The 21,599-nt window shown below is 72.5% G+C and carries 19 protein-coding genes; 17 read left to right on the top strand and 2 right to left on the bottom strand.

The features are described from left to right. Positions 1-87 precede the first annotated feature (87 nt). The 4 genes from K7472_RS12160 (at position 88) to K7472_RS12145 (ending at position 3,832) form a co-directional block, all read left to right on the top strand. Complete coding sequence (locus tag K7472_RS12160; protein WP_222977065.1) at positions 88-765, top strand: uracil-DNA glycosylase; 678 nt, start codon at positions 88-90, stop codon at positions 763-765. Between the two features lie 27 nt (positions 766-792). Continuing rightward, the gene (locus K7472_RS12155; RefSeq protein WP_222977063.1) at positions 793-1,800 is read left to right on the top strand and encodes an LURP-one-related family protein; all 1,008 of its coding nucleotides are present in this window, start codon (positions 793-795) and stop codon (positions 1,798-1,800) included. Beyond that, on the top strand, positions 1,797-2,792 hold the full coding sequence (locus K7472_RS12150; protein ID WP_222977213.1) for an N-acetylglucosamine kinase: 996 nt from the start codon (positions 1,797-1,799) through the stop codon (positions 2,790-2,792). Before K7472_RS12155 ends, K7472_RS12150 begins: the two co-directional genes overlap by 4 nt. Positions 2,793-2,929: 137 nt before the next feature. Next, positions 2,930-3,832, top strand: a complete 903-nt coding sequence (locus tag K7472_RS12145) for a sirohydrochlorin chelatase (protein WP_222977061.1) — start codon at positions 2,930-2,932, stop codon at positions 3,830-3,832. Between the two features lie 100 nt (positions 3,833-3,932). Here K7472_RS12145 and K7472_RS12140 read toward each other — a convergent pair whose 3' ends face one another. Both K7472_RS12140 and K7472_RS12135 read right to left on the bottom strand, forming a co-directional pair. Further along, positions 3,933-4,988, bottom strand: a complete 1,056-nt coding sequence (locus K7472_RS12140; RefSeq protein WP_222977060.1) for a lactonase family protein — start codon at positions 4,986-4,988, stop codon at positions 3,933-3,935. A 117-nt stretch (positions 4,989-5,105) separates the two neighbouring features. Next, on the bottom strand, positions 5,106-6,602 hold the full coding sequence (locus K7472_RS12135; protein WP_222977059.1) for an FUSC family protein: 1,497 nt from the start codon (positions 6,600-6,602) through the stop codon (positions 5,106-5,108). Between the two features lie 280 nt (positions 6,603-6,882). Here K7472_RS12135 and K7472_RS12130 point away from each other — a divergent pair, with 280 nt between their 5' ends. The 13 genes from K7472_RS12130 to K7472_RS12075 all read left to right on the top strand — a co-directional run bounded on the left by K7472_RS12130 (position 6,883) and on the right by K7472_RS12075 (position 21,468). After that, a complete protein-coding gene (locus K7472_RS12130) occupies positions 6,883-7,401 on the top strand; it encodes an Lrp/AsnC family transcriptional regulator (protein WP_222977058.1) in 519 nt (172 codons plus the stop codon). A 33-nt stretch (positions 7,402-7,434) separates the two neighbouring features. Beyond that, positions 7,435-7,518, top strand: coding sequence for a putative leader peptide (locus tag K7472_RS33685; protein WP_359642858.1), 84 nt, complete (start codon positions 7,435-7,437; stop codon positions 7,516-7,518). 105 nt (positions 7,519-7,623) lie between these two features. After that, on the top strand, positions 7,624-8,505 hold the full coding sequence (locus K7472_RS12125; RefSeq protein ID WP_222977057.1) for an ABC transporter permease: 882 nt from the start codon (positions 7,624-7,626) through the stop codon (positions 8,503-8,505). After that, positions 8,478-9,272, top strand: coding sequence for an ABC transporter ATP-binding protein (locus K7472_RS12120; protein ID WP_222977056.1), 795 nt, complete (start codon positions 8,478-8,480; stop codon positions 9,270-9,272). Before K7472_RS12125 ends, K7472_RS12120 begins: the two co-directional genes overlap by 28 nt. A 93-nt stretch (positions 9,273-9,365) precedes the next feature. Beyond that, positions 9,366-10,403: an ABC transporter substrate-binding protein gene (locus K7472_RS12115; RefSeq protein WP_222977054.1), complete on the top strand. Its 1,038-nt coding sequence runs from the start codon at positions 9,366-9,368 to the stop codon at positions 10,401-10,403. Positions 10,404-10,447: 44 nt separating this feature from the next. Further along, complete coding sequence (locus tag K7472_RS12110; protein ID WP_222977052.1) at positions 10,448-11,617, top strand: LLM class flavin-dependent oxidoreductase; 1,170 nt, start codon at positions 10,448-10,450, stop codon at positions 11,615-11,617. A gap of 69 nt (positions 11,618-11,686) precedes the next feature. After that, positions 11,687-12,799, top strand: coding sequence for an NAD(P)-binding domain-containing protein (locus K7472_RS12105; RefSeq protein ID WP_308013878.1), 1,113 nt, complete (start codon positions 11,687-11,689; stop codon positions 12,797-12,799). Positions 12,800-13,221: 422 nt separating this feature from the next. Then, positions 13,222-14,523: a cytochrome P450 family protein gene (locus K7472_RS12100; protein WP_222977050.1), complete on the top strand. Its 1,302-nt coding sequence runs from the start codon at positions 13,222-13,224 to the stop codon at positions 14,521-14,523. 57 nt (positions 14,524-14,580) lie between these two features. Further along, complete coding sequence (locus K7472_RS12095; RefSeq protein ID WP_222977048.1) at positions 14,581-15,360, top strand: (Fe-S)-binding protein; 780 nt, start codon at positions 14,581-14,583, stop codon at positions 15,358-15,360. After that, entirely contained in the window at positions 15,357-16,844 is a 1,488-nt protein-coding gene (locus K7472_RS12090) for a lactate utilization protein B (RefSeq protein WP_222977046.1), read from the top strand. The genes K7472_RS12095 and K7472_RS12090 overlap by 4 nt, the downstream gene beginning before the upstream one ends. Then, positions 16,841-17,497 carry a LutC/YkgG family protein gene (locus K7472_RS12085; protein WP_222977044.1) on the top strand — a complete coding sequence of 219 codons (657 nt, stop codon included), beginning with the start codon at positions 16,841-16,843 and terminating at the stop codon, positions 17,495-17,497. The genes K7472_RS12090 and K7472_RS12085 overlap by 4 nt, the downstream gene beginning before the upstream one ends. Before the next feature lie 1,052 nt (positions 17,498-18,549). Then, positions 18,550-20,427, top strand: coding sequence for an ABC transporter substrate-binding protein (locus tag K7472_RS12080; RefSeq protein ID WP_222977042.1), 1,878 nt, complete (start codon positions 18,550-18,552; stop codon positions 20,425-20,427). 93 nt (positions 20,428-20,520) lie between these two features. Then, a complete protein-coding gene (locus tag K7472_RS12075) occupies positions 20,521-21,468 on the top strand; it encodes an ABC transporter permease (protein ID WP_222977040.1) in 948 nt (315 codons plus the stop codon). Positions 21,469-21,599 lie beyond the last annotated feature (131 nt).

The raw sequence follows: 21,599 nt of genomic DNA, 5'->3' as shown, positions 1-21,599 counted from the left end.
GGGCGGCACCGCACCGGGGGCGCGCGATGTCCGGAAGGAGCGGGACGATTGCCGGGACGGACCGCTGAGCCAGTAGAGTGACCGGCCGTGGCTGCACGACCTTTGAGCGAGATCGTAGAGACCGGCTGGGCGAAGGCGCTGGAACCGGTCGCCGACCGGATCGCCGCGATGGGCGACTTCCTGCGGACCGAGATCGCCGCCGGACGCACCTATCTGCCGTCCGGCGCGAACGTGCTGCGCGCGTTCCAGCAGCCGTTCGACGAGGTGCGGGTGCTGATCGTCGGACAGGACCCGTATCCGACGCCGGGGCACGCGGTGGGGCTCAGCTTCTCGGTCGCCCCCGAGGTGCGCCCGTTGCCCGGCAGTCTGATCAACATCTTCCGCGAGTACGGCACCGACCTCGGCCATCCGGCCCCGTCCAACGGGGATCTGACGCCGTGGACGCGCAACGGCGTGCTGCTGCTCAACAGGGCGCTGACGACCGCCCCTCGCAAGCCCGCCGCGCACCGCGGCAAGGGCTGGGAGGAGGTGACCGAGCAGGCCATCCGCGCGCTGGCCGCCCGGGGCACCCCGCTGGTGTCGGTCCTGTGGGGCCGTGACGCGCGCAATCTGCGGCCGCTGCTCGGCGCGTTGCCCGCGATCGAGTCGGCGCACCCCTCGCCGATGTCCGCGGACCGGGGGTTCTTCGGCTCCCGTCCGTTCAGCCGGGCCAACGAGATGCTGGTGGCGCAGGGTGCGGCGCCGGTGGACTGGCGACTGCCCTGACCGGGACCGCGCGATAGTCTGCCGCGCGTGACCACGCATTCGAATATCCCCGCCGGCTGGTACGCGGATCCGCACGGCACGCCCGAACTGCTGCGCTGGTGGGACGGTTCGCAGTGGACCGACCACACGCACGCGGGCACCCAGCCCGGCGCGCGGCAGGCGACGGCGCAGGCGCAGGCCCCGCAGCCGTCGATCCCGCAGCAGCCGCAGGCCCCGCAGGCGGCGCCCCAGCAGCCGCAACAGGCCTTCCCCCAGCAGGCTTTCCCTCAACAGGCCCAGGCACCTCAGCAGGGTTACCCGCAGCAGGCGTACGCGCCGCAGGGCGGCGTTCCCCAGGAGAAGGAGAACCCCTGGGAGCTGAACGTCGACTCGGCGCACGACCCGAACCGCATCCAGCGTCAGGTCCAGCAGCAGGCGGGCGTCGGCCCGGTGCAGGGCGGCGGCGGCACGCTGTTCACCGAACCGGTCCTCGTGGTCAACCAGAAGGCGAAGCTCATCGAGGTGAGCAACGAGTACAGCGTCTTCGACCAGTCCGGCCGTCAGCTCGGCGCGGTCGTCGAGGTCGGCCAGAGCACGGCCAAGAAGGTCGTGCGTTTCCTGTCCAGTTACGACCAGTTCATGACGCACAAGCTGGAGGTGCGCGACGCCTTCGGCCAGCCGGTGCTGATGCTGACCCGCCCGGCGAAGTTCATCAAGTCCAAGGTGCTGGTGCAGCGTCCGGACGGCACCCAGCTCGGCGAGATCGTCCAGCAGAACGCGATCGGCAAGATCAACTTCGGTTTCCTGGTGAACGGCCAGCAGATCGGCGCCATCAAGGCGGAGAACTGGCGGGCCTGGAACTTCGCGATCGTCGACCACACCGACACCGAGATCGCCCGGATCACCAAGACGTGGGAGGGCTTCGCCAAGGCCGTCTTCACCACGGCCGACAACTACGTCCTCCAGGTCCACCGGCCGTTGGCCGACCCGCTGCTGAGCATGGTGGTCGCCTCCGCGCTGACCGTGGACACCGCGCTCAAGCAGGACAGCCGCTGACCGGGCGGCCGGGCCCGGCTTCCGGCTGGGTCCTCGGCGTCGACTCCGGTGGCTCGGGCCTGCGGTGCGCGCTGGCGCGCGCGGACGGCGCGGCCCCGGTGCTCGAACGCGCCGGTGCGCGTCCGGTGCCCACCGGCCCCCGTGGCATCGACGCCGCCGCGTTCCTCGCCGAACTGCTGCCTCTCGTGGGCGGGTTGACGGCTGAGGCGGGTGCGGGCGAGGTGGTCGCCGCCTGCGTCGGCGCGGCGGGGATGGCGTCGCTCGGTGACGAGTTGCGCGAACGGCTGCCGGAGGCGTTGCGTTCGGCGATCGGGACGCGGCGACTGGCGCTGGCGGCGGACGCGGTGACCGCGTACGCGGGCGCGCTCGGGATGCGCCCGGGCGCCGTGGTCGCGGCCGGCACCGGCCTGATCGCGCTGGGCACCGCGCTGGACGGGACCGGCTGGCGGCGCGCCGACGGCTGGGGGCATCTGCTCGGCGACTGCGGGGGCGGCGCGTGGATCGGGCGGGCCGGGCTGGAGTCGGCGTTGCGCGCGTACGACGGCAGGCCAGGCGGTTCGGCACTGCTGCTGGCGTGCCTGGAAGCGGAGTTCGGACCGGCGTCCCACATGCCGGGACAGCTGTATCCGAGGAGTGACCGGCCCGCGGTGCTGGCGTCCTTCGCCCCCCGCGTCGCCGAGTGCGCGGGGCGGGGCGATCCGGTCGCGACGGGGATCCTGCGGGAGGCGGCCCGGCACATCGTGGAGGCGGCCGCCGCCGTGCGCCCGGCGGACGGTGACGTGGCGCTGACCGGTGGGCTGACCCGGATCGGCGCACCACTGCTAGCGCCGGTCCGCGAGCTGGCCGCCCAACTGCTGCCCGACGTGCGGCTGGTGACCGCGCGGGCCGGTCCGCTCCAGGGCGCGCTGCGGATCGCCGCGACCCTCGCCGAGGGGGGCCCGGCGCTTCCGGAAGACCCCGCGCTGCTGACGGTGCACCGCGCGCGGGCGTGACCGGCTCCCGCGCCCGCGCCGGGTGTTTACGCAGATGAGAGGCTACGGTCGATAAAACCGGATACACCGGGACGCTACGGTCGGGCGCCGCACCCGAGGGAGCGCCCGGCCCCGGGGAACCGTTAGCATGCGAGGCCATGAGCTCAGCCACTGGCCCCGCACCTGGCCTGCCCGTACGCATGCCGCGCCCCCGACAGCCCGGACGGCACCGGCGTCCCGAGCCGCTGGCCGCCCCGCAGGGCGCGCCCGCGCTCGTGCTGGCGATACCCGGCACCCCCACGGCCGCGACGCGTTCGCTGGTCGACGAGGTCATCAGCATCGCGCGGTCCGAACTGTCCGGTCTGGACGCCCGGGTCGGATACCTGGACGCCGCCGGCGGTGTCGAGGGGCTGGACGCACGGGACTTCCCCGCGCTCACCGACGTGCTGGCCGCCTCGGCCACCGTGGAGCGCGAGGGGCAGGGCCCGGTGGCGGTCGTCGTGCCGCTGCTGGTCGGGCCCGAGGCGGCGGTGCTCGACCGGATCGGCCAGTCGATCGCGGACAGCGGCGTCAAGGCCGAGGTGACCGACGTACTGGGCCCGCACCCGCTGCTCGCCGAGGCGCTGCACGTGCGGCTGTCCGAGGTGGGGCTCGCGCGCGCCGACCGGGCGCGGCTGTTCACCGTGGCGACGGCGGCGGACGGCATCGTCATGGCCACCGTGGGCGGCGAGGAGGCCGTGCAGGCCGCGGGCGTGACGGGACTGCTGCTCGCCGCCCGCCTCGCGGTGCCGGTGCTGGCGGCCGGGCTGGACGTGGACGGTGCCGTGGCGGCGACCGCCGACCAGCTGCGCGCCGCCGGGTCGCAGCGGCTGGCGCTGGCGCCGTGCGTCATCGGTCCCGAGCTGCCCGAGGGCCTGCTCGCCGCCGTCGCCGAGCAGGCGGGCGTCGCCACCGCGGAGCCGCTGGGCGCGTACCCGGCGGTCGGCAAGCTGGTGCTGTCGAAGTACGCGGCGCTGCTGGGCATCACGACGCAGCAGCCGCTGGGCGCGCCGCAGCACTGACCCGCCCGGGTACGAAGGTCCGAAGGGCCGCCGCACGCCACCGCATCGTGGCCTGCGGCGGCCCTTCGGCGTGCTGCCGCCTTCGACGCCGCGCGGCCCCTCAGGCGAAGGTCACGCAGGAGGCCGCCGGGGCGGGCAACGAACCCGCGCGGCGCGGGATCCCGGTGGCCGCGTCGATCGCGAACCAGGTGACGTCACCGGAGCGCTCGTTGGCCGCGTACAGGTGGCGGCCGGTCGGGCCGAGGGCCAGGTCGCGCGGCCAGCGGCCACCGCACGACACCGTGTCCGTCAACTCCAGCTGATCGCCGTCCCCGTCAAGGGTGAAAACCGCGATGCTGTCGTGGCCCCGGTTGGCGATCCACAGGAAACGGCCGTCGGGAGAGACGACGGCCTCGGACGGATAGTTGGCCTCGCCCCCGGCGTTCCCGGGCACGGTGGCCGCCGCACCCGAGATCGTGAGCGTCCCGGTGTCCGCGTCCCAGGCCAGCGCCGTCACGGTGGACGCCAACTCGCCCACCAGGTAGGCGCGGTGGCCGCGCGGGTGGAAGGTGAGATGCCTCGGACCGGTGCCGGGCGGCAGGTCCAGGGTGCGGTGGACGGTGAGCCGTCCCGTCGCGGGGTCCAGCGCGTACACGTGGACGGCGTCGGTGCCCAGGTCGACGGTGAGCACCCACCGCCCGCCCGGGTCGGGCAGCACGGCGTGCGCGTGCGGACCCTCCTGGCGGTCGGGGTCGGGGCCCGCGCCCTCGTGCCGCAGGACGTGCCGGGGCGCTCCGGGCGCGGCCTGCGGCAGTGGGAGCACGCTGACGCTCCCGGAGCCGTAGTTGGCGGTGAGCAGATGACCGTCGGCCACGCACAGGTGGGTCGGCGAGGCGCCGCCGACCGGGACCGGCGTGCCGACGGGCTCGGGCGCGTCCGGGTCGCGCAGGGTGAACGCGGCGGCGGCGCCGTCCGGTTCGCGCTCGCTGACCGCGTAGAGCGTCGCGCGGTCGGGCGACAGCGTGAGGTACGAGGGGTCCGGCACGGCGTCGGTGGCGTGCGTCGCGGTGAGCGCGCCGGTCACCGGATCGACGCGGGCCGCGACGACTCCGCGCCCTCCCGCCGAGGTGAACGATCCGATGTACGCCCTGAGTGTGCCCGTCGCGCTCTCGCTCACCGCGGCTCCCGTCCCCTTCGCGCTCGCGTGGTCCCGTACGGCAGACGCTAGTACGGGCCGCTCGGCGCGGGCGCTCCGGGGCGGGCGGGCCGCCGGTGTGCGCTCACGCTCGGGCCGCTAGGCGGCGACAGGCGCGCGTTCGTCGGCGCGCAGCGGGGCGTGCAGGGCGGTCAGGCTGCGTTCGAGGGCGTGCAGGTGGCCGAGCGCCGGGTCGCCGAGCGGCTCGTGCGCCGGGTCCACGCCGTGCCGCGCGACCTCGCCGTGCGCGTGCGGGGTGACGAGGTGGGCGATGGCCTCCTCGACGCGGGCGCAGGCGGCGCGCAGCCGCTCGTGGTGCCCCGGGTGGGCGCCGTGCGCCGGGCCGGTGTGCTCCGCGACCACCGCCGCGAGGCCGCGTACCTGCCCGGCGCAGTCGTCGAGCAGCTCCAGCACCTGCCGCGCGCGTTCCTTGCGGGCGCGCAGCGGGCTGAGCGGATGGACCAGCGGGGCGACCGCGAGCCGGACCCGGCCCAGCAGCAGGTCGAGCCGGGCGATGTGCGGCTCCAGCGGCGTGCGGGCGCCGACCGCGGCCGTGGCGTCCCGCACCGCGTGCAGCGCGTGGCGGATCCAGGCGTCGGTGGCCGCGTGCGTGGTGACCGGCAGTACCAGCGCCACCGCGAGCGCCGCGCCGAGCGCCCCCGTCAGCGTCTCCTCGACCCGCAGCACCAGCAGCGCCGGGGTCAGCACCCCCATCAGCCCGTACAGCAGTCCGGCCAGCAGCGTCACGCAGAACATCATCCAGCTGTACGAGACCGGCGCGGCGTAGAAGACGCCGAAGACGCAAGCCGCCAGCAGCACGACGGTCGGCACCGGCGCGCCGCCCACCGGCAGCGCCACGGCGAGCCCGGCCACCATGCCGAGCACCGTGCCGAGGAAGCGGCGGAAGCCGCGCACCAGCGTCTCGCCCCGGGAGGCGGTGTTGACGAAGATCCACCAGGCGGCGGCGACCGCCCAGTACCAGCGGGCGCCGGAGACCAGTTCGCCGACGCCCAGCGCGAACGCGGCGGCGGCCAGGGCCTGGAAGGCCTGCCGGGTGGTGGGCCTGCGCAGCCCGCCGGGCTCGTCGTGGGCGACGGCGGGCGACAGCGGCGACCTCCGCTCGTAGCACCAGAAGCCGAAGCGCACCACGGCGGCGCAGGCGAGCCCCAGGCTCAGCGCGGCGAACAGTTCCGGAAGCTGTCCGGCCTGCGCCTTCACGAACTGCGCCGTGAAGAACATCATGAACGCGAAGACGCCGAGCGCGTGCCCGCGCGGCCCCCACCGGCGGGCGTAGACACCGGCGAAGACCACGGCCAGGAAGGCCGCGTCCCGGGCGGGCGGGTACGGGTCGAGGACCGCGGCGAGCGCGAGCACGGGGTAGCCGACGACGGGGAGCAGCGCGGTGGTGACCGCCTGCCTGCCGACGCCCGGGTCGGCGACGGTGAAGAGCGCGAGCAGCGCGGCCAGCCCGCCCGCCACCACGGCGGTCAGCGGCAGTCCGCCGAGCAGGTCGGCGGCGCAGGCCAGGCCGATGCCGGCGACGGCGCGCAGTCCGGCCCGCAGCCGGGCGCGCCCCGGGTCGGGCGCGACGAACATCCTCTTCAACGGTGGGTTCCCCCGGGATCACGAGCGGTGTGCGGACAGGTGGGACGGGCGCGTCCCGGAGGCGGCCGGTGGGGGGCGGTCGCGCGGGTACGCCTGGGGCGCCGCGGGGCGCGGGCGGCTCCGCCGCCGTCCCGACCGTCGGCCCTGCGCAACGCCATCGATGCCCCCAGGAAAGCATCCGCTGGGTCAGCGGCTCAAGCGACCGACGATCCACTGGGCCATTGGTACAGTCGAACCGGGTTCCCATCGACCGCGAGGAGGCCGCTGGCCCATGGCTGTGGACGTGCTGGACGCCAGGATCCTGCGACTGCTGCTGGAGCAGCCGCGCACCAGCGTGCGGGAGTACGCCCGCATCCTCGGCGTGGCCCGCGGCACCCTCCAGGCCCGGCTCGACCGGCTGGAACGTGACGGCGTGATCACCGGGTACGGGCCGCGGCTGTCACCCGCCGCGCTGGGCCACCCGGTGCTGGCCTTCGTCCACATCGAGGTCACCCAGGGCCACCTGGACGACGTCGGTGAACGGCTCGCGGCGGTGCCGGAGATCATCGAGGCGTTCTCCGTCACCGGCGGCGGCGACCTGCTGACCCGGGTCGCGGCGCGCGACAACACCCATCTGGAAGACGTGATCCAGCTGATCATCCGGATGCCGGGCGTGGTCCGCACGCGCACGGAGGTCGTCCTGCGCGAACGCGTGCGATCGCGGATGCTGCCGCTGGTCGGCTCGGTCGCGGCGAACGCGGCGGCATCCACGGGCCAAGACGCGATGTCCGCCTGGCGAGACGCCCATTGACCTGGGTGAGCGCGCGTCGCTACGTTCTGGCGCATGTCGCGTTCAGCCCTTCTCACCACGCGCGGGCACATCGACCTGCTGCGGGTGGCCTCCTCCGCGTGTCGCCGCGGCCGCTGACGCCTTCTTCGCTCTTTTCCCCTCTCGCGGCCCGTCGCCGCTGAGCTCCGTGCCCGCGTATACGCCGGCGCGCGCACCCCCTTGCCCTCCGTCAGGAGTCCCTTCATGAGCGCCGGCACAGCGCTGCCCACGCCACACTCCGAACCCTCCGACATATCCCCTATATCGCCCGACCGCGGGGCGATCGATCTGGAACCCGTGGTCTCCGTCGCCACCAGGCGGCGTTCCGTCCCCCGCTGGCTGCGGCGCATCACCGGTCCGTTGCTGCTGCTCGTGCTGTGGGGGGTCCTCAGCGCCACCGGCGTCCTGGGGTCCGACATCCTCGCGTCGCCCGCCACCATCGCCCGGACCGCCTGGGACCTGACCTCGGACGGCACGCTGCCCTCCGCCATGGCGGTGTCGCTGCGCCGCGTCGCCGTCGGCCTGGTCTTCGGCACGGTGATCGGGACCGCGCTCGGGCTGCTGTCGGGGCTGTCCCGGCTGGGTGAGGACCTGATCGACGCCACCGTGCAGATGCTGCGGGCGGTGCCGTTCGTCGGGATGATCCCGCTGTTCATCATCTGGCTGGGCATCGGCGAGACGCCCAAGATCACCCTGATCGCGCTCGGTGTCGCCTTCCACCTCTACCTCAACGTCTACGCCGGGATACGCGGTGTGGACGAGCAGTTGATCGAGGCGGGCACCTCGTTGGGACTGTCCCGCTGGGGCCTGATCCGCCATGTCCTGCTGCCCGGGGCACTGCCGGGCGCGATGACCGGACTGCGGTACGCCCTCGCCACCGCCTGGCTGGCGCTGGTCTTCGGCGAGACCGTCAACGCCGACAACGGCATCGGCTTCCTGATGGACCAGGCGCGGGAGTTCTTCCGCACCGACGTCATCGTGGTCTGCCTGGTCGTCTACGCCTTCCTCGGCCTGCTCGCCGACCTGATCGTCCGTCTCCTCGAAAGGCTGCTGCTGCAATGGCGACCGACATTCACGGGAAAGTGACATCTCGTCACCAACGCGCCGAGCCGGTGGAGTCGGCCGATCCGGGTGCGGTCGTCCGGGTCGAGGGGCTGACGCGGCGCTTCGGCGACCGACCGGTGCTGGACGAGCTGCGCCTGGAGATCGCGCCGGGCGAGTTCGTCGCGTTGCTCGGCCGCAGCGGCTGCGGCAAGAGCACCCTGCTGCGGGTGCTGGCCGGACTGGACCGGGAGATCGACGGCACCGTCCTGGTGCCGCGCCGCCGCGCGGTGGCGTTCCAGGCGCCGAGGCTGATGCCGTGGAAGCGGGTGTGGCGCAACGTGCTGCTCGGCCTGCCCGGCCGCCCCGACCGTGACGCGGCGGTGGCCGCCCTGGCGGAGGTCTCCCTGGAGCACCGCGCCGACGCCTGGCCCAAGACGCTCTCCGGCGGCGAGGCCCAACGCGCCTCGCTGGCCAGGGCGTTGGTCCGCGAGCCCGATCTGCTGCTGCTCGACGAACCGTTCGGCGCCCTCGACGCGCTCACCCGGCTCAACGCGCAACGGCAGGTCGCCGAGGTCTGGCGGCGGCGCGGCTGCGCGGTGCTGCTGGTCACCCACGACGTGGAGGAGGCGCTGCTGCTCGCCGACCGGGTGCTGGTGATGCGCGATGGTGTCATCGCCCACCAGGCACCGGTGGACCTGCCGCGTCCGCGTGACGTGGCGGACCCGGAGTTCACCTGGCTGCGTACCGCACTGCTCGACCGGCTGGACGTGAAGACCGCGACGCCGGCCACGGACGACCGCGCCGCCTGACCTCACCTCCCGCGTGCCGCTCACGCCCCCACACCCGCGCGACACCCCTCACGCACCGCACTCACCCGTACCCGTAGAGAGACGGAACTCCCCATGAAATCCCGTGTCGTTGGCGCCCTGCTCCTCCCCCTCGCCGTGCTGGCCGCCGCGTGCGGCGGGAACTCCGCGGCCGACAATTCCCTGACCGGCTCCGGCGGTCGCACCGACGGATCCGGCAGCGTCACGCTCGACGTCGGTGACCAGAAGGGCGGTTCGCAGGCCGTACTGGACGCGGCCGGCGAACTGAAAGACCTGCACTACAAGATCAAGTGGTCCACCTTCACCTCCGGGCCACCGCTGCTGGAGGCGGTCAACGCCAAGGCGGTGGACCTCGGCGGCGTCGGCAACACCCCGCCGGTGTTCGCGGCGGCGTCGCACTCGAAGATCTCCGTGGTGGCCGCCTCCCACACCTCCTCCGCGGGCGACGCGATCGTGGTGCCGCAGGGCTCGCCGCTGAAGTCGCTGAAGGACCTGAAGGGCAAGTCGGTCGCCGTCGCGCAGGGCAGCTCGTCGAACTACACGCTGGTGGCCGCGCTGCGTTCGGCGGGCCTGTCCCCGTCCGACGTGACGTTCGACTACCTGCAACCCGCCGACGCACTTGCCGCGTTCACCCAGCACAAGGTGGACGCCTGGGCGATCTGGGACCCGTACACCTCCCAGGTCGTCGCCGACGAGCACGCCCGCGTCCTGGCGACCGGACAGGGCATCGCCAACGGGCTCAGCTTCGAAGTGGCTTCGCCCTCCGCACTGGCCGACAAGGCGAAGGCCGCAGCGATCGCCGACTACCTCCAGCGACTGCGCAAGGCGCAGTCGTGGGCGGACGAGCACCCCGAGCAGTGGGCGAAGGCATGGGCCGAGGACACCGGCCTGTCCTACCCGGTCGCCCTCGACGCGGTGCGCCGCTCCCAGGGCACCACGGTGACGGTCGCCGTGGACCAGGCCGCCGTCGCCTCCGAGCAGCGCATCGCCGACACCTTCAGCCAGTTGAAGCTGATCCCGGGCACCGTGGACTTCTCCAAGTTCGTGGACACCCGGTACAACACCGGCCTTCCGCCGTCCACCACGCCGCCGCGCGCCGCCTCCGGATCCTGACCGCCGAGCCCCCGCCCCGGACGACCGAATCGAGACCTGCGCACATGTCCGTACACCTGCACTGGTTCCTGCCCACCGGCGGCGACGGCCGCACCCTGGTGGACCGGCACGCCTACACCGACAACGGCACCGGCCGCCCCCGGCCCGCCCTGCCCGCCGGGGTGCGCGCCCCGGACGTCGAGTACCTCGCCCAGATCGCCAAGGCGGCGGAACGACTCGGCTTCGAGGCGGTGCTGACGCCCACCGGCACCTGGTGCGAGGACGCCTGGCTGACGACGGTGGCCCTCTCCCAGCACACCGAACGCCTGAAGTTCCTGGTCGCGTTCCGGCCGGGCGTGATCTCACCGGTGCTCGCCGCGCAGATGGCGTCCACCTATCAACGCCTCACCCGCGGGCGGCTGTTGCTCAACGTGGTGACCGGCGGCGACTCCGTGGAGCAGCGGCGCTTCGGCGACCACCTCGACCACGACCAGCGCTACGCCCGCACCGACGAGTTCCTGCGGATCGTCCGGGGAGTGTGGCAGGGCGGGCCGTTCGACTTCCACGGCGAGCACTACCAGGTGGACGGCGGGCTGACCGCGCTGCCGCCCGACCCGCTTCCCGAGATCTTCTTCGGCGGATCCTCGGCGGCCGCGGGACCGGTCGCCGCCCGCAACGCGGACGTCTACCTGACCTGGGGCGAGCCGCCCGAGCAGGTCCGGCGCAAGATCACCTGGATCCGGGAGCTGGCCGAACGCGAAGGGCGCGATGTGCGCTTCGGCATCCGGCTGCACGTCATCTCCCGGGACTCCGCCCGCGACGCCTGGGCCGCGGCGGACCGGCTGCTCGACGACCTCGACGACGCCACGGTGGCCGCCGCGCAGCAGGCGCTCGGCCGCAGCGAGTCGGTGGGCCAGCAGCGGATGCTGGCGCTGCACGGCGGTTCCCGCGACCAGCTGGAGATCGCGCCGAACCTGTGGGCGGGAGTGGGTCTGGTGCGCGGCGGTGCGGGGACGGCGCTGGTGGGCAGCCACACGGAGGTCGCCGACCGGATCGAGGAGTACCACGCGCTGGGCGTCGACCACTTCGTCCTGTCCGGCTACCCGCACCTGGAGGAGGCGTACTGGTTCGGCGAGGGCGTCACGCCCGAGCTGGCCTCCCGCGGGCTGACCGGCCCCGCCGCCGACGCGGCACCGCGGGTCCCGGCACCGCTGCTGGTGGCGAGCGGGCGCTGAAGCGGCCGGGGCCTTCGGAGTGGGGGCGTCCTCGGGAAGGGTTGGAGGGAGCCCCGCGTTCGTACAATCGTGAACTACTTCGCTGTGACGAGTGAGGCCGCCGAGGTCGACGTGGTGGTCGCGGGAGCGGGGCAGGCCGGGCTGTCGGCGGCCTACTTCCTGCGGCGTGCCGGGCTGCGTCCCGGCTCCGGCTTCGTCGTCCTGGACCACTCCCCCGGCCCCGGCGGCGCCTGGCAGTACCGCTGGCCGACGCTGACCTACGGCAAGGCGCACCGCGTCCACGACCTGCCGGGGATGCGACTGGAGGACGGCGACGCCGCCCGCCCCGCCGCCGAGGTGGTCTCCCGGTACTTCGCGGCGTACGAGGACGCCTTCGACCTGCGGGTGCGGCGGCCGGTGGACGTCTGCGCGGTACGCGAGGCGGAACCGGGCGCACCCGGCGGCAGGCTCCTGGTCGAGACGGACGCGGGGGCCTGGTCCACGCGGGTCCTGATCAACGCGACGGGCACCTGGGACCGTCCCTTCTGGCCGCACTACCCGGGCCAGGAGACGTTCCGCGGGCGGCAGTTGCACACCGCGCGGTACCGCGGGCCCCAGGAGTTCGCGGGACGGCGGGTCGTCGTCGTGGGCGGCGGCGCGTCCGGCACCCAGCACCTGATGGAACTGGCCGGTGTCGCGGCCTCGACCACCTGGGTCACCCGCAGGCCGCCGGTCTTCGTGCCCGGCCCCTTCGACGCCGACCGCGGGCGGTCCGCCGTAGCGCGGGTGGAGGAGCGGGTGGCACGGGGGCTGCCGCCGGCCAGCGTGGTCAGCGCGACCGGCCTGCCGCTCACCCCGCAGATCGAAGCGGCACGGGCGTCCGGGGTGCTGGAGCGGTTGCCGATGTTCGACCGCGTCACGCCCGAGGGGGTGGAGTGGGACGACGGACGGCGGGTCGAGGCCGACGTGATCCTGTGGGCCACCGGCTTCCGCGCCGCACTCGACCACCTCGCGCCGCTGCGGCTGCGCGAGCCGGGCGGGGGTGTGCGGATGGAGGGCACGCGGGTGGCGAAGGATCCGCGGATCCATCTGATCGGCTATGGGGGTTCTGCCAGCACGATCGGGGCGAACCGGGCTGGGCGGGAGGCGGTTCGGGAGATCACGGCGTTGCTCGCGGAGCCCGGGGTCGGCTCGGCGGCCTGAGGCCGGAGTGTTACTTCTGCGCCGCTTCGCGGCTTGAGGGGGCGGAGGCGGGGTGCCCACGGTGCTGCGCACCTGCCTTCGATACCCGGTCGCTGCGCGCCCGCAGGGCAGTATGGGTTGGCGGATTAGTTGTCTCGCCGTTGTCTCCGACAAGTACCTAGCGGTGACAACTCGTTGCCGGAGACAAGGGTGAAGCAACTAATCCGCCAACCACCCTCGCCCTCGGACCCCGTAAGCCGGGCCCGGGCGCGAAGCGACCGGGTGTCGAAGGCAGGTGCGCAGCACCGATGGCCCCCCGCCTCCGCCCCCTCAAGCCGCGCAGCGGCGCAGAAGTAACACTCCGCATCCGAGGCCCGGCCCACCACGCCCAGCAGGCCGGTTCTCGTCTTGACCCCCGCCCCGCCCCCTGATGCGGTGCAGACATGGACAGCGCGTGGACCGACACCCCGGCAGCCTGCCCCGTCGCGCACGGTGGAGATCCCGCGCCTCCGGCCTCGTACCGGCTCGACCCTCTCGGGCGCGACCGGCACGGTGAGAACGAGCGGCTGCGCGCGATCGGGCCTCTGGTCGCCGTGGAACTGCCGGGCGGCGTGCGGGCCTGGGCGGTCACCCGGTACCGCACGCTCCAGACCGTGCTGACCGATCCGCGGGTCTCCAAGGACATCCGGCACTGGGCCGCCTGGAACCGTGGTGAAGTACCGGGCGAGTGGCCGCTGACCGCCATCGTCGCGGTGCGGGCGATGACCACCGCGGACGGCGCCGGCCACCGCAGGCTGCGCGGTCTGGTGTCGCAGGCGTTCACCCCGCGCAGGATCGAGGCCCTGCGACCGAGGATCGTCTCTCTCGCACACGACCTGCTGGACCGGATGGCCCAACTGCCGCCCGAACCGGTCGACTTGCGGGAGGTCTTCGCGTACCCGCTGCCGCTGGACGTGATCTGCGAGCTGATCGGACTCCCCGCCTCCCTGCGCCACCGGCTGCACGCCCTCACGCACGCCCTCGTCCGCGTTTCGGACACCCCCGAGAGCGCGGCGGCCCGCCGGGAGGGACTCGACCGGATGCTGGGCGAGTTGATCGCGTTGCGGCGGCGCGAGCCGGGCGACGACCTGACCAGCGCGCTCATCGCGGCCCGCGCCGCCGACCCCGATGGGCACGGCGACGGTGAACGCCTCAGCGAGCAGGAGCTGTTCGGCACCGTGCTGCTGATGTTCATCGCGGGCCACGAGACGATGCTGAACCTGATCACCAACACCGTCCGCGCGCTGTTCGCCCATCCCGCGGCGCGCGCGTCCGCCATGCGCGGTGAACTGCCGTGGAGCGCGGTGGTCGAGGAGACGTTGCGCTGGGACTCGCCGGTGGCCCACTTCCCGTTGCGCTACGCCACCGAGGACCTGGAGATCGACGGGGTGACGCTGCGCCAGGGCGACGCGATCCTCGCCTCGTACATGGCGGCGGGCCGCGATCCGGCGGAGTACGGCGAGCGCGCCGCGCGCTTCGATCCGGCCGCGGCGGCGCCGCGGCACCTCTCGCTCGGGCACGGTCCGCACTTCTGCCTGGGCGCGCCGCTGGCCAGGCTGCAGGCCGAGATCGCGCTCGCCGCGCTCTTCGAGCGGTTCCCGGCGCTGACCCCCGCCGTGCCGCTCGCGGACCTGACGCCGATGCCCACGGTGGTCACCAACAGCACGGAACGGCTGCCGGTGCTGCTGGGCGAGCCCGCTGTGTGACGGGCGGCGCGTGGGGCAGGATGAGGCGGACGGACAGGTCCGACCGGCGGAGGCGGCGTGCGCGTAGCGCTCTTCATCACCTGCGTCAACGACGCGCTCTTCCCCGGCACCGGCCGGGCCACGGTGACCCTGCTGGAACGGCTCGGCGTCCAGGTGGACTTCCCCGCGGGCCAGTCCTGCTGCGGCCAGATCCAGTACAACACCGGGTACCGGCACGAGACCGAGCCGCTGCTGCGCCGTTTCGCACGAGTGTTCGCGCCCTACGAGTACGTGGTCACGCCGTCGGGATCGTGTGCCGCGATGGTGCGGGAGAACTATCCGCGCCTCGGTGAGCGCGCCGTAGCCGAGGGGCGCGGCGGCGAACTGGCGGAGCTGGCGGCCGAGGCGGTGCCGAAGGTCCGTGAGCTGACGGAGTTCCTGGTGGACGTGCTCGGGGTGACGGACGTCGGCGCGTACTTCCCGCACTCGGTGGCCTACCACCCCACCTGCCACTCCCTGCGCGTGCTGCGGGTGGGCGACCGCCCGCTGCGGCTGCTGCGGGCCGTCGAGGGCCTGGAACTGCGGGAGTTGGCGGGGGCGCAGGAGTGCTGCGGGTTCGGCGGGACGTTCGCGGTCAAGAACGCGGCCGTCTCCTCCGCGATGGGCGCCGACAAGGTCGCGGACGCGGTGGCGACCGGCGCCGAGGTGCTGTGCGCCGCGGACAACTCCTGCCTCACCCACATCGGCGGCACCATCGCTCGCACCGGCCGCGGCCCGCGGGTGATGCACCTGGCGGAGATCCTGGCGCGCACCGAGGCCGACGCGCCGTCGCGGACGGCGGAAGGGTTCCGGCGATGAGCCGCACCGACCTGGGCATGCCCGCCTTCCCCCGGGCCGCCGAGCGCGCGACCCGCGACCAGCGGCTGCGCGGCAACCTGCGGCACGCCACCCACACGATCCGCGCCAAGCGCGCCACCGCCGTCGCCGAACTCGACGACTGGCAGCGCCTGCGCGCGGCGGGCGCGGCCGTCAAGAACCGCACCCTGCGCCACCTCGACCACTACCTCCTCCAGGCGGAGGCCGCCGTCACCGAGGCCGGCGGGACCGTCCACTGGGCGGCCGACGCCGCCGAGGCCAACCGGATCGTCGCCGGCCTGGTCAAGCGGACCGGTGAGCGCGAGGTGGTCAAGGTCAAGTCGATGGCCACCCAGGAGACGGGGCTCAACGCCGCGCTGGAGGCCGAGGGCATCCGGGCGTACGAGACCGATCTGGCCGAGCTGATCGTGCAGTTGGGCCACGACCGCCCCTCGCACATCCTGGTCCCGGCGATCCATCGCAACCGCGGCGAGATCCGCGACATCTTCCGCCGCGAGATGGCCGCCTGGGGCCGCCCCGCGCCCGAGGCGCTCGGCGACGACCCCGCGGAACTGGCCGAGGCGGCGCGGCTGCACCTGCGCGAGAAGTTCCTGCGCGCCAAGGTGGGCGTCAGCGGCGCCAACTTCCTCGTCGCGGAGACCGGGACGCTGGTGGTGCTGGAGTCCGAGGGCAACGGCCGGATGTGCCTGACCCTGCCGGACACCCTGATCTCGGTCGTCGGCATCGAGAAGATCGTGCCGACCTGGCGCGACCTGGAGGTCTTCCTCCAGTTGCTGCCGCGCTCCTCGACCGCCGAGCGGATGAACCCGTACACCACGACCTGGACCGGCACCACGGACGGCGACGGGCCGCGCGCCTTCCACCTGGTGCTGCTCGACAACGGCCGCACCGACGCGCTCGCGGACACCGTGGGACGGCAGGCGCTGCGCTGTATCCGCTGCTCGGCCTGCCTCAACGTCTGCCCGGTCTACGAACGGGCGGGCGGCCACGCGTACGGCTCGGCGTACCCGGGGCCGATCGGCGCGATCCTCACTCCCCAACTGCGCGGCGTGACGGACCCGTTGGACGCCTCGCTGCCGTACGCGTCCTCGTTGTGCGGGGCCTGCTACGAGGTCTGTCCGGTCGCCATCGACATCCCGGAGGTCCTGGTGCACCTGCGGGAACGCGTCGTCGAGGGCGGGCGGGTGACCCGGCACGGGGCCCGCGTCACCATCAAGCCGGCCAAGGGCCACGCCGCCGAACGGGCCGCGATGCGGGCCGCCCGCTGGACGTTCGATCATCCGCGGGCCCTGCGCGCCGGGGAACGGCTGGCCTCGCGCACCCGGCGCCTGCATCCGTCGCGGCTGCGGGTGCTGCCAGGGCCGGCGAGGGCGTGGAGCGACAGCCGTGACCTGCCCGCCGTGCCTCCGGAGCCGTTCCGCGACTGGTGGGCCCGTCACCGTGCGGCGAAAGGGGAGCGGGAATGAGCGGCGGCCGTGACGTCGTGCTGGGGCGGATCCGCCGGGCGCTGGCCGACGTGCCCGCGGCGGAGCGCCCCGAGGACGTGGCCGTGCCGCGCGACTACCGGACCACGCACACCGACGACGACCCGGCGCGCGCGCTGGACCTGCTCGCCGCCCGCCTCGCCGACTACCGGGCCCGGGTGCACCGCTGCGGCGAGCAGGAGATCCCGCGGCGGGTCGCCGAGTTGCTGGCCGAACGGGGGTCGCGTGCGGTGGTCGTGCCCGGGGGTCTGCCGTCCGCGTGGCTGTCGCGGGCCGAGGGCGTGGAGGTGGTCACCGACGACCCCGGGCTGACGCACGCCCGACTGGACGGCGTGCGAAGTGTGGTCACCGGGTGCGCGCTCGCCATCGCGGAGACCGGCACCCTGGTGCTCGACGCCTCACCCGACCAGGGCAGCCGACGCATCAGTCTCATCCCCGACCACCACGTCTGCGTGGTGCGGGCGCCCGCGCAAGTGGTCGCCTCGGTGCCGCTGGCGCTGCCACGGCTCGATCCGGCGCGCCCGCTGACCTGGATCTCCGGCCCCTCCGCCACCAGCGACATCGAGCTGGACCGCGTCGAGGGCGTCCACGGGCCGCGGGTGCTCGACGTGATCATCGCCACGACGGACGGCTGACCGGGCCGCCCGCGCCGGACGGATCCGCTCACCGCCCGTGCACCTGTAGGGCCGTACCGTTCCCGGCCGACGGGCCCCGCACGGACGCACGCGAACGGCCCCGCGCGCGGCCCCCGAACACCCTTCGTGGCAGGGCGGGATGCGGGCCGGAGCGCAGCCCATCGCACAGTGCTCCCCGGCGTCCGGCGTTTCGCAGAACCTCCACACAGCCGTGTCCATCCGCGCACTTACGGTCAACTTGACGGCAGGTCGGACATCTCGCTCACAGCTGCTTATCGGCACCCTTTGGGATCCCGTTCCCGGCATGCCACGGACAACCGGGCGTCGGGTTTGTTCCGCCGATATTCACGGAGTGGCCAGGAACGCCCGGTTGACGACGCCCCTCGCGACGCGACTCCGGGGCCCACCCTCCCGACCTGCGGAAAGGTCGCCGGGCCCGAGCTCCGCCGCCCGTGCGCGAAATACACCGGAAACAGTCCCGGGAATTCCCTGACGAATTCCGCCGGACCGTCCGCCGAATTACCGGCGCATGGACAGTGCGTACGTGACGCCGGAGGACACCCGTCAACAGACAGCGGCATTACCGTCGGCAACAGCCACGTTGGAATGAATGGTCACACCTTTGCGAATGCCGACGTTCCGGCGGTGGTACACCGGCAGCGGGGAGGAGCGGACGGGCGGTCGGCCCAGCGCACGGAGCCCACCAGCGCAGACCAGCCCGGCCACAGGCCCGTCGGCGGCGACGGGAGGGGGGACGGGGTGCGCTTATGCGGGGCATCGCAAAGGCATGTCACCACTGTCCGTGGTGGCACAAATCGGACAATCGATCGACGGCGGCCTCGACATAAGGAACGAGCGTTACCAATCTTTAATCAATCACGTGTCGACACAACACGCTCAGCTCAGCAGGATGAAGCGCCAAGCCGTTCGAACCAAATCATTTTCGCGAGGCCGCCCTCATCGGGCGGGAACGACGACGGGTCCCCCTCCGGTGACCCACGCGTACCAGCGGCTGTCACCAGACGAGTGTCACGTTCGGAAGTGGGGAGCAGATGAGCAGGAATCAGCGGGCCATCGGGGGGATCGCGCTACTCGCGGCAAGCGCCCTGGCGCTCACGGCGTGCAGTGGCTCGTCGAGCCACAAGAAGATCGGCGTCGGCAGCGACTACGCGTACGGCACCGTCCCGGCCGCCTCCTCCAGCGTGAAGCCCGGCGGGACCCTCAACATCGCCGAGGACGTCGGCGCCGACCCGAACTGGATCTTCCCGGTCGTCCCGGGCGCGAACTACTCGGTCTACACCGCGTTGCAGTTCGAGAACCTCAGCTGGCCGCAGCTGTACGCGCAGACCAAGGGCGCGGACCCGGAGATCGACTACTCGCACTCCCTGACCGCCGCCGCGCCGACCGTCTCCAACGGCGGCAAGACCTTCACCATCAAGCTCAACGGCCAGTACACCTGGCCCGACGGCAGCAAGGTCTCCGCCAACGACGTGCTGTTCTTCTACTACCTGCTCAAGGCGGCGGTGAAGGAGAGCCCGGCCAACGGCTTCAACTACGTGCCGGGCCAGTTCCCCGACAACGTCACCTCCGCCTCGGCGGTGGACGACCAGACGGTCCAGTTCACCTTCGACAAGGCGTACAACCCGCAGTGGGTGCTCAACTCCGAGCTGGTGCAGCTGACCCCGATCCCGGCGAAGGCCTGGGCGAAGTCCTCGGACAACGGCTCGACGCTGGACTTCACCAAGCCGGACAACGCCAAGGCGATCTACGACTACCTGTCCAAGGAGTCGAAGAACCTCAGCACCTACGCCAGCAACCCGCTGTGGCAGGTCACGGACGGCGCCTACAAGCTCAAGTCGTACAACACCTCGACCGGCGCCGCGTCCTTCACCGCCAACCCGAAGTACACCGGTGAGGGCAAGACCAACATCCAGACCGTCAACATGCTGTCGTACACCTCGCCCACGGCGGAGTTCAACGACCTGCTGAGCGGCAAGCTGGACTTCGGCTACGTCAAGTCGGACAACTGGCCGCAGCTGGGCCGGCTCCAGTCCAAGAACTACGTGACGTTCGGTGAGCCGAGCTTCGGCTTCCACTACATCTACTTCAACTTCAAGGACGGGTCGAACAACTTCGACAAGGCGATAAGCCAGCTCTACGTCCGCCAGGCGTTCGCCCACCTCCAGGACGAGCAGGGCGAGATCAAGGGCGCCTTCGACGGTCTGGGCGTCCCGCAGTACGGTCCGGTGGGCGTCGCGCCCAAGAGCCCGTTCGCCCCGGCCAACGCGCTGACCAACCCGTACCCGTATTCGATCGACACCGCCAAGAAGCTGCTGAGCGACCACGGCTGGAAGGTCGTGCCCAACGGCACCACCACCTGCCAGAACCCGGGCACAGGTGCCACCCAGTGCGGCGCGGGCATCACCAAGGGCCAGTCGCTGAACTTCGTGCTGTACTACGCCAGCGGCGTGAAGTCCGAAGAGCAGATGATCACGGCCTTCGCCTCGCAGCTGAAGCAGGTCGGCATCAACGCCAACATCAAGACCGACACGTTCAACAACGTCATCCAGAACGAGAACGTGCAATCCAGCCCGAAGAACGACAACAACTGGGGCATGGCCGCGTTCGGCGGTGAGACCGAGGGCGACTACCCGACCAACGGCATCCTCTTCGGCACCGGCGCCTCGCAGAACCAGGGCGGCTTCGCCGACCCGCAGATCGACAAGCTCTCCAACGACTCGATCATGTCGAGCGACCCGCAGGCGCTCCAGAAGGAGCTGGCGGCGGAGACCAACGACCTGCCGGCCATCTTCCAGCCGTCCGAGGAGTACATCTACGCCTGGAACCCGAAGCTGTCGGGCGCCAAGGACTCCTTCGCCGCGGCGACGCAGTTCTACCTCTACCCGCAGGACTGGTACTTCACCAAGTAACCCGTCAGGGCGCCGGAGCGGTGCGCAACGCACCGCTCCGGCGCCCGTCCCCATCCCCCCGCCCCGCTTCCACAGCACGAGGAGATCCCGGACATGACGGGCTATCTCATCCGACGCCTGGGCACGGCCATCATCGTGGTCCTCGGCATCATCCTGGTGACGTTCCTGATGCTGCACATCGTCGCCCCGTCGCCCGCACAGACCGTCCTGGGCCCGAAGGCCACCCCGGCCGCCATCAGCGCCTGGAACCACACCAACGGTTTCGACCGCCCGTGGTACTCCCAGTTCGGCACCTACCTGAACAACCTGCTGCACGGCAACCTCGGTTGGTCGTACAAGCTCAACCAGACCGTCGACTCGCTCTTCAAGGAGAAGGCCCCGCTCAGCGGCTTCCTCTCGCTGACGTCGCTGGTCGTCGCGATCGCCGTCGCCCTGCCGCTGGGCATCTTCCAGGCGGTCAAGCGCAACAGCTTCGGCGACGTCTCCGCCACCACGCTGGCGTTCGTCTTCTACTCGATGCCGGTCTTCCTGGTGGCGCTGCTGCTGATCCAGGTCTTCGCGCTCTCCCTCGGCTGGGTGGACGCCAACGTCCCACAGGACCAGTCGCTGTCGGGGGCGCTCGCGCACTTCAAGGACCTGATCCTGCCGATCGTGGCACTGGCCACCACGGCGGTCGCCTCCTACTCGCGCTATCAGCGCTCCTCCTCCCTGGACGTGCTGGCGCAGGACTACATCAAGGTCGCCCGGGCCAAGGGCCTCTCCGAGCGCCTGGTCTTCTCCCGGCACCTGGTGCGCAACGCGTCGCTGCCGATGATCACCCTCATCGGCCTGTCCCTGCCGGTGCTGATCGGCGGCAACGTGCTGATCGAGTACGCGTTCAACATCAACGGCCTCGGCCTGATGTTCGTCAACGCGCTCAGCAACGACGACTACAACGTCCTGATGGCCTACACCCTGATCACCGCGATCCTCACGGTGATCGGCAACCTGGTCGCCGACGTGTGTCTGACGCTGTCCGACCCGCGCATCAAGCTGGTGTGACCATGGACGACCTGCTGTTCGACAGCCCTGCCCCGCAGTCCGCTCCGGGAGCGACGGAGGAGACCGAGTGACCACGATCGTTCCGCCCCCGGCACCCGCCGACCCCGGGGCCACCTCCACCGACGCGGGCG

It is taken from the genome of Streptantibioticus parmotrematis, assembly GCF_019890615.1.
Taxonomy (GTDB): domain Bacteria; phylum Actinomycetota; class Actinomycetes; order Streptomycetales; family Streptomycetaceae; genus Streptantibioticus_D; species Streptantibioticus_D parmotrematis.
This window is presented reverse-complemented; position numbering and strand designations above follow the sequence as displayed.

Coding starts and splice junctions, on each gene's coding strand:
- K7472_RS12145 (WP_222977061.1), top strand. CDS start 2,930: ATGAGCTCAGCCACTGGCCCCGCACCTGGCCTGCCCGTACGCATGCCG.
- K7472_RS12135 (WP_222977059.1), bottom strand. CDS start 6,602: ATGTTCGTCGCGCCCGACCCGGGGCGCGCCCGGCTGCGGGCCGGACTG.
- K7472_RS12130 (WP_222977058.1), top strand. CDS start 6,883: ATGGCTGTGGACGTGCTGGACGCCAGGATCCTGCGACTGCTGCTGGAG.
- K7472_RS33685 (WP_359642858.1), top strand. CDS start 7,435: ATGTCGCGTTCAGCCCTTCTCACCACGCGCGGGCACATCGACCTGCTG.
- K7472_RS12125 (WP_222977057.1), top strand. CDS start 7,624: ATGAGCGCCGGCACAGCGCTGCCCACGCCACACTCCGAACCCTCCGAC.
- K7472_RS12120 (WP_222977056.1), top strand. CDS start 8,478: ATGGCGACCGACATTCACGGGAAAGTGACATCTCGTCACCAACGCGCC.
- K7472_RS12115 (WP_222977054.1), top strand. CDS start 9,366: ATGAAATCCCGTGTCGTTGGCGCCCTGCTCCTCCCCCTCGCCGTGCTG.
- K7472_RS12110 (WP_222977052.1), top strand. CDS start 10,448: ATGTCCGTACACCTGCACTGGTTCCTGCCCACCGGCGGCGACGGCCGC.
- K7472_RS12100 (WP_222977050.1), top strand. CDS start 13,222: ATGGACAGCGCGTGGACCGACACCCCGGCAGCCTGCCCCGTCGCGCAC.
- K7472_RS12090 (WP_222977046.1), top strand. CDS start 15,357: ATGAGCCGCACCGACCTGGGCATGCCCGCCTTCCCCCGGGCCGCCGAG.
- K7472_RS12085 (WP_222977044.1), top strand. CDS start 16,841: ATGAGCGGCGGCCGTGACGTCGTGCTGGGGCGGATCCGCCGGGCGCTG.
- K7472_RS12080 (WP_222977042.1), top strand. CDS start 18,550: ATGAGCAGGAATCAGCGGGCCATCGGGGGGATCGCGCTACTCGCGGCA.
- K7472_RS12075 (WP_222977040.1), top strand. CDS start 20,521: ATGACGGGCTATCTCATCCGACGCCTGGGCACGGCCATCATCGTGGTC.